The following is a 9399-nucleotide window of genomic DNA, read 5'->3' as shown; positions in this document are numbered from 1 at the left end:
TTTTTGACCTCATTAGACAGATGAGTGTTCACATTCTTGACACTCGTATCAAGACCCGCAAAGGCGCTACCAACATCATTGAAGCTCGTCTGTTCCACATCACCATCTGCAGAAACACTAGAGATTGCGTAAGTCGGAGCTGTCCATGTGCCTCCTTCATACTTAGCATTACCTCCTAAGGACTGCGCAACACCGCTCCCTAGGGCATAAAGCTGGTTACCCGCTACAGCATCACTTGAGTCTTTAGTTATAGACCCATTGGTAAGCGATGTTATCTTGCTGCTTGCATTCTCTTCACCATGCGTCGCTACAAACGCACCTTTAGCCTTATCCCACAACAACGCATCGCCTTGAACAGTGGTAATGTCCTTTTCAATCTCTTTGGTAATTTCATCCTTAATATTACTGAACTTATCTTTAACTTTATCGAATGAATCTCCAACACCAGCAAAGGCAGACGCAACAGTACTATATTCTTTATCTTCTGTTACCCCATCCGCTTTAAAGCTCTTAACCGTGAATGTAGGCGCACTCCAAGTTCCATTCTCATAACTAGCACCACCACCTAAAGACTGCGCAACTTTATCACCTAGAGCATATAACTGGTTACCCGCTACAGCATCACTTGAGTCTTTAGTTATAGACCCATTGGTAAGCGATGTTATCTTGCTGCTTGTCTTCTCTTCACCATGCGTCGCTACAAACGCATGTGCAGTGTCGCTCCAATTCAAGGAATCACTCTTTGCTTCAGCAATATCTTTGCTAATTTCATCCTTAATATTCGTGATAGAATTATTCACATTCGCGAAAGAAGTTCCTACACCAGCAAACGCTGTTGCCACATCATGATACTCTTTATCTTCTGTTTTGCCATCTTCTTTCACGCTCTTAACCGTGAATGTAGGCGCACTCCAAGTTCCATTCTCATACTTAGCTTTACCACCTAAAGACTTCGCAACACCGCTCCCTAGAGCATATAGCTGATTGCCCGCTACAGCATCACTTGAGTCTTTAGTTATAGACCCATTGGCAAGCGATGTTATCTTGCTGCTTGCATTCTCTTCACCATGCATCGCTACAAAGGCATCTTTGGACTTATCCCACAACAACGCGTCAGCCTGAGCAGTGCTAATTTCATTGGTAATCTCTTTATGTAAATCCGTGAAAGAAGTGCCTACACCGGCAAACGCTGAAGCCACATCTGTATAGCTCTCCTCACTCTCAGTACCATCAGATTTTACTGTTTTAACCGTGAATTTAGGTTTGCTCCAGTGGCCATCCTCATACTTAGCACCACCACCTAAAGACTTCGCAACATCGCTCCCTAGAGCATATAGCTGGTTACCAGCTACAGCATCCGTTGACGTTCTACTAATGTCTCCATTTTTAAGAGACGTAATCTTGCTGTTCTCTTTACTATCCCCATGCGTCGCTACAAAGGCATTCGCCGTTTGGCTCCAGATTAAAGAAGCACTTTTTTCACCAGCAATTTCTTTGCTAATCTCATTTTTAATATTCGTGATAGAATCACCAACACCGGCAAAGGCAGACGCGACACTGTCATAAGTCGAGTCAATAACGTCACCATCAGAATTGAAGCGCTTAACCTTGAATGTAGAAGCAGTCCACGTGCCATTCTCATACCTAGCATTACCACCTAAAGATTTTGCAACACTGCTACCTAGAGCATGAAGCTGATTACCCGTTACGGCATCCGTGGAACCAGCATTAATCGAACCATCTAAAAGAGATGTAAGCTTGCTATTACTTTTGCCATCTTTCTCTCCATGCGTCGCTACAAAGGCACCTTTAGACTTATCCCACAACAACGCGTCAGCTTGAGCAGTGCTAATCTCATTGGTAATCTCTTTATGTAAATCCGTGAAAGAAGTTCCTACACCGGCAAACGCTGAAGCCACATCTGTATAGCTCTCCTCACTCTCAGTTCCATCAGATTTTACTGTTTTAACCGTGAACTTAGGTTTGCTCCATTTGCCATCCTCATACTTAGCTCCTCCACCTAAAGACTTCGCAACACTACTACCTAGTGCATGAAGCTGGTTACCCGCTACAGCATCCGTTGACGTTCTACTAATGTCTCCATTTTTAAGAGACGTTATCTTGCTACTTGTATTCTCTTCACCATGCGTCGCTACAAAGGCATTCGCGGTTTGGCTCCAGATTAAAGAATCACTCTTTTCACCAGCAATTTCTTTGCTAATCTCATTTTTAATATTCGTGATAGAATCACCAACACCGGCAAAGGCAGACGCGACACTGTCATAAGTCGAGTCAATAACGTCACCATCAGAATTGAAGCGCTTAACCTTGAATGTAGAAGCAGTCCACGTGCCATTCTCATACCTAGCATTACCACCTAAAGATTTTGCAACACTGCTACCTAGAGCATGAAGCTGATTACCCGTTACGGCATCCGTGGAACCAGCATTAATCGAACCATCTAAAAGAGATGTAAGCTTGCTATTACTTTTGCTATCTTTCTCTCCATGCGTCGCTACAAAAGCATGTGCAGTATCGCTCCAATGCAAGGAATCACTCTTTGCTTCAGCAATATCTTTGCTAAGTTCATTCTTAATATTCGTGATAGAATTATTCATATTTACGAAAGAAGTTCCTACACCAGCAAACGCTGTTGCTACATCATGATACTCTTTATCTTCTGTTTTGCCATCTTCTTTCACGCTCTTAACCGTGAATGTAGGTACACTCCAAGTTCCATCCGCATAACTAGCATTACCACCTAAAGATTTTGCAACCCCAGTGCCTAACGTATAAAGCTGGGAACCATTAACGGCATCGGTTGACGTTTTTGAGAGCTCACCAGGAGAAACATCCAAAAGACGCCGTGTCTCACCTTTACTATTCCGAATAGTTATTTGAGTTAATGGTGAGGTAGGAGCAACAGTTACCATACTTGCATCATCCGCTCGGGCTAGTTCACGAGATAAGCTTCTTAAAAGAGAAAAGCTGCCTGTGTTTTCATGCCTATCATCACTTTGATATGGATTATCTTGTTTTCCCCCAATAGCATGGGGTTCCTTTATCTCAACAATCTGATGATTTAAACTTGTGGAAACACTCTTCACGCCAGAAAATGCATCCGCAACACTTTTATAACCTTCTACATTCTTATAACCTTCCGTACCTGCAAATGCAGTATCAAAAGCAGCTTTAGTCTGAAACTTAATATTAAGACTTAAGTTCTTGGGGGCATCCTCCCCCTCCACAAATGCAGAGCCACTATCTCTATACAATTTACTGCCAACTACATAGGCTGGCGGTATACCTTTAAGCGCATTTGTACCACCACTAAAGTCGTTTGATATGTTATTTAAAATCTGAGTAGCAGCAGCAACAGGAGAAACATTTGATAAAAATATAATCACTGAAGCCAATGAAAGCGCTTTAATAAAAAGCCGTCGATAAAACGAGCAAGAATCTTTACAATCATTCACCACTAGCGCTTTTGGTGTGGTATATAATTTTTTCATAACAAATTCTCCAAATAGGAAAGACATATTTAGAACATTAAAAAGTCATATTTCAGTGTTAGGAGTGATTAACGACGTGATTTTTTTTGTTCTTTATAAAGTTTGAGTTTGCCGCAGAGGCGAACAGAAGTAATTAGAAGTCTAGCAAGGTTGCAATCAATCTTGATAAACGATGTGGTTAATGGGTTTTTTATTTTTTCCGCCTTTAAGAAGGGTGCTTTTTTTGCAACAAAACTCCTGGATGAGGGTGAAAAACAGGTATGAAGAAGACATACTTGCACCCTATTGTTAGGTCTGCGGTTTATAGTTTTAAAAGTAAAAGAGTTCATTTTATATGATTAAGAAGCTGTAAGGTATTATTAGGGGAAAAGTTTAAGTTGTTGGCTGAATGATTTAGAGTACTTGTTGTGAAATCATTACGCTTTTATCGCGGGGATAAGCGGCATACTCTTAAGCTTTAGAGTAAAATGAGGATGATTGTGTGTGTTGTTCATAATCAACTGCCCCCCCTTACGAGCATTTTTCTGTTTTTGCCAAAATGAGTCTTACTAAAGAATATTCTGTGATGTTATAGACTATTGAGTGAAATAGCAAGAAGAAAATGAATTTAATTATTTTTACAGAATGAGTCTTTCCGATTTATATAACCGTGAAATATCCTTATAACTTTAAAACTCATAGATTCCATGCACTATAGACTTGTCTAGAGATTCTGTTTCATAGTTTTATTTAAGTGTCCCATTTTGATCAAAATGAGTCTTACTAATAATTGCTGCTGTTGCGTGCCTCATGATTGCTACTGCTATGTACAGAGCAAATAAATAAAATAATAAAATAGGATTTTTAAACGTATCCCCCAATGGATATTTTCCATCAATGAAATTATAGAACGTACAGTTTTAAAATACTGCGCAATTACGCACTGAGAGTACTACTCTGTATTTGTAAAATTTTTGTTAAAGTGCTTTACTTCTTACTAAAATCAATCTCACTAAGATTATTACTATAGAATACATTGGTATAAGACTTTAATTATTATAAGACTTTATAAATATACTACTCTATGGCCTTCTCTGTAAAATATTACTTCTCTATAATATAAAATTTCGCCCCTGCCTAAGAAGACAAGGGCGAAACTTCGCTTAAATTGTAGTTTTTCATATTCTCTGGTGTTATTTTAATTTCAGAGTTATTCCACCACCTACACCCCACTGACCGCCAGCACTGGTTGCTGATAGATTAGAACGAATCTTGCCATCTTCAGATGTATAACCTGCACCAATCGCAAAGGCAGATTGTCCACGCCAAAAACCGCCACCAAATGAAACACTCACAGATCCTGGGTCATCGAAGTAACGTAAGTTAGAGACTGCCAAACCAATCGCTGCTGCTTGCCTTGCCTCTTTGCGCACATTCGTAATATCATAACTTAGTGCGTCAAACTTCATATCGGTATAGGATTTTGCCTCGTTAATACCATTATTGACTTGATCGTTCGTATACTTTTTCGCACTTTCAAGAGTAATCTCCATCTGCTGCGCGGTATGATCGTATAACTGACCACCATTCACTGCGTCCTTAGAGCCATGTTCAATTTTTCCATCTTTAACATTAGTAATCAAAACAGGCTCACTGTCATCGACACCTTTTAGAGTGATGCTACTGATTTTCTTTCCGCTATCATCGGTATCATAGCTAACCGCAACATTCACCTTGTTTTCAACTTCTGTTACCCTGTCTGTAACGCTGTCTACCTTTTTTTCAACGCCTGTTACCCTGTCTGTAACGCTGTCTACCTTTTTTTCAACGCCTGTTACCCTGTTACTCATCTGTGAAAACTGATTGTCAGTCACCTCATAAGTTGACTTTTCTAAAATTTCACTAGGAGCAACAGTTACCGTGGTTGAATTATCCGCCTCATCTATGGCGCTTTCTTCCTCATCTATGGCAAGAGGTAAGCTTCTTAGAAAACGTGCGCTTCTCATAAAAGGAAAGCCTTTTGAAATAACATCCGAAGGATCACCATTTTGTGGTTTACCCTCTGTTTCACCAATACCGTTCATAACCCGCTCATTTAAACCTGCCAAAGCACTATTAACGCCAGCAAATGCATCTGCAACATTAGTATATTTTTTCTCAGTTTCCTTACCATTCTTATCAAAGGCTTTAACTGTGAAAGTCGGAGCACTCCAATTTCCACCTTTATATCCAGAACCACCACCGAAATAAGTAGCAATCTGGTTGTTTATCGAATAGAGCTGAGAACCAGTTATAGCATCAGTCGACGTTTCTGAAATCTCACCAGCAGCAATATCAAAAAGACGCCGGCTTTCACCTTCACTACTCATAAAACTTACTTGTTTTAATGGTGATTTAGGAGCAACAGTTATCGTAGTTGGAACCTTCACATTACCTAAAGCACTAGGTAAGCTTCTCATAAAAGGAAAGCCTTCTGAAATAATATCATTCAAATCACCGTCTTGATGGGTGTGTTCCTTTTCTTCAATACCAGGCTTATTCTTTATCTTAACAATCTCCTCATTCAAACTTGTGAAAGCACTATTAACGCCAGAAAACGCATCTGCAACATTAGTATAGTTTTTCTCAGTTGCATTACCATCCTTATCAAAGGCTTTAACTGTAAATGTAGGAGGTGACCATTTTCCATCTTTATAGCCAGCACCACCGCCAAAATAACTTGCAAATGCTTGAGCCATCAAATAAATTTGACCACCATTTACTGCTTCGGTCGATGTTGCCGTAAATGCACCCCCTTTAACACCAGAGATAACTCGTGGAAAATTAATACCGTTTGTAATATCTATTCTATCACCACCCTTGTCTCCGCCAATCGTAATAAGCCCAGCGCTATTTTGCTTAACAAAACTATCACCTGTCACACTTTCGATCTTTTGATTAAGATTCGTAAAAGAACTACTTACACCAGAAAGCGCATCCCCAACATTCTTATAGTTCTTTTCAGTCCCACTACCATTTTTATCAAAAACCTTAACTGTAAAAGTAGGAGCATTCCAGTTTCCATCTTTATCATATCCAGCATTATCACTAAAATAGCTAGCAACTACATTGCTCATGGCATAAAATTGAGAGCCATTTATCGCATCAGTCGATGTTGCTGTAATCGAACCAGCCTTAACACCCGCAAGAGTCCGTGCCACATTATCAACATTTGCTATATTTACCTGGACCCCTCTTACTTTTCCACCAATGGTAATAAGGCCGGTATCATCTTGCTTAACAAGATCATCACCTGTCCCATTAATGACTATATTCTCAATCTTTTTATCAAGATTTGTGAAAGAACCACTTACGCCAGTAAAGGCATCCGCAACATTAGTATACTTCTTTTCAGCTCCATTACCATCCTTATCAAAGACCTTAACTGTAAAAGTAGGAGCACTCCAGTTTCCATCTTTATAGCCAGCACCACCGCCAAAATATTCAGCAAATGCCTGATTTATTGAATAAAGTTGAGAACCATTTACTGCTTCGGTCGACGTTGCTGTAATCGAACCAGCCCTAACACCCGAAAGAGTCCGAACTGCATTATCAACGTTTGCAATGCTTACCTTAGTTCCACTTACTTCTCCACCAATGCTAATAAGTCCTGTATCATCTTGCTTAACAAGACTATTACTTGCTACCTTAATATTTTCAATCTTTGCATCGAGATTCGTGAAAGAACTACTTACGCCAGTAAAGGCATCCGCAACATTCTTATAATCCTTTTCAGCTCCATTACCATTTTTATCAAAGACCTTAACTGTAAAAGTAGGAGCTATCCAGTTTCCTTTTCTATCGTATCCAGCACCACCGCCAAAAGAGATCGCAGTACTGATGCCTTGGGAAAAAAGCTGAGAACCATTGACTGCATCATACGAGATTGGCGAAACCCAACCATCAGCAACACCAGTAAGAGTCCTCAATCCATGAGAGCTATTTGCGATAGTTATTCTATTACCACCTACGTCCGCACCAATTGTAATAAGTCCTGATGCATCTTGCTTAACAAGCTTATCATACCTGGTTTCAGCGACATAACTCTGCAAACCATACAACGCAGAACCAACATCTCTATATATTTTACCGTTAATTATATAGGTTGGCGCAATACTTTTACGTATATTTGTACCTCCGCCAAAATACTGTTCTACATTACCCCAAAGATCACAAGCAAAAACAGGAGAAGCATTTGATAAAAAGGCAGCTACTGACACTAATGAAAGCGTTTTTATAAAAGGTAATCGATAAGACGAGCAAGAATTTTTTAAATTACTCACGGCTAGCGTGTGTGGTGTGGTATATATTTTTTTCATAATAAATCCTCTAAGTAAAAAAAGATATTTAAAACATCAAAAAGACATATTCCGGTGCTATTAAGCTCCAGATGTTGTTTTTTCTTGTTTTATAAAAGATTAGGGTTGTCATAATGCGGAAGAGGACTATCTAAGATATCAATGAGATAGAAGTCGACGTTGATCGATAGTCCAATTAATAAGGTTTTTATTTACCCTCTTTAAGGAGGGGTGTTTTTCTTTAGCAGGGCCTTTAAATTTAAAGGTGAAGAAAGGTGAAAGAGGTATAGAAAAAGCATGTTTGCGTACTATTATTAGGTGTTGTATGTTTAAGAGGCAATAAAGGATGTTTATTGCGGAAGGGATTTAGGTTGTTTGTTGAATAATTTAGAGCGTTTTTTGTAGGGTTATTGCGCTTTTGTCGTGAAAATAAGCGAGATGCCCCTGAGTTTTATATTTGTATCTCTTAAAGCTTTTTGAGATTAGACGATTGTGGTTTTGTGATTTTGCCATAACTTACCGCACCCCGCTTTGCGAGAAGATTTCTAGTTTCCTTTAATTAATTTTTCGCATTTTATACAAATATTAAAAAATAGCAAGAAAAAAAATGAAACTTTTTATTTCTTTAAGAATACCCCTTGTGGATATTTCTATTATAAAATTATAAACTGTATAGTTTTAAAATATTGTGCGATTACACGTACTCTATTAATTTATATGAAAAAATCACTCTGCATTTGTAATTTTTTTGTTAAAATGCTTTATTGTAACTAAAATTAGTCCCACCAAGATTATTATTATAGAACTTTACAAGTACACTACTCTATGAATTCTTGGGTAAAATGTCCCTTCTTATAAAAATTCTATCCTTGTCTTATGAGACAAGAAGGAAAAAGCCTCTTAAAAAGAAATATTGATTACTCAAATAATCCCTTTTGGAGATGATAAATGATTTTATCATAAAAATTTTACAATAAAAAATATATTTTACTCAAAATACGCCCTTATCTTCTATTGCTATTCATTTATGATGAGAATAACTTTCCTTCTCTTTAAATGGCACATGTAACGCATTTGATAAGAGAAGGAAAATCTATTTCGAATTTTCTATTGTTAATTCAGTGTTACCCTAAATCCAGCACCTACACCCCAATGTCCCCCAGCACTCGTTGCAGATACGTTAGAGCGAAATCTTCCATTTTCAGACATATAACCAGCTCCAATAGCAAGTGCAGATTGACTGCGCCATACACCCGTACCAAGTGAAAAACTTAATTTTCCCGGTGTATCGTCATAGCTTAAATTAGATACTGCTAGACCAATAGCAGCAGCTTGTCTTGCTTCTTTCCGAACATCCTGAATAGCATAATTCAATGTCTCAAACTTTATATCCGTATAGGATTTCGACTCGTTAACAGCATCATTGACAAGACTACTAACTTTCTCATCCGTATACTTATTGGCATCTTCAAGAACTATCTTCATCTGCTCTTCAGTATAATCATGCAACTGACCACCATTAACAGCTTGCTGAGAACCTGCTTCAATCTTGCCTGCCGCTACATTGTCTA

The 9399-nt window shown here is 38.6% G+C and carries 2 protein-coding genes and 1 pseudogene; all 3 read right to left on the bottom strand.

Features of this window, described 5'->3' with window-relative positions; genetic code table 11:
• Positions 1-3512, bottom strand: a pseudogene (locus tag ACFILW_RS08285) (hypothetical protein); the annotation flags it as partial.
• A gap of 1172 nt (positions 3513-4684) precedes the next feature.
• Positions 4685-7849, bottom strand: coding sequence for a YadA-like family protein (locus ACFILW_RS08280; RefSeq protein WP_375685520.1), 3165 nt, complete (start codon positions 7847-7849; stop codon positions 4685-4687).
• Positions 7850-8941: 1092 nt separating this feature from the next.
• The coding region (locus tag ACFILW_RS08275; protein ID WP_375685519.1) for a YadA-like family protein at positions 8942-9399 on the bottom strand (458 nt) is incomplete at its 5' end.

The organism is Bartonella sp. TT110JLCBS, from assembly GCF_042193405.1.
Classification (GTDB): Bacteria; Pseudomonadota; Alphaproteobacteria; order Rhizobiales; family Rhizobiaceae; genus Bartonella.
The sequence above is the reverse complement of the archived record's forward strand: the minus strand, read 5'-3'. Positions and strand labels throughout refer to the sequence as shown.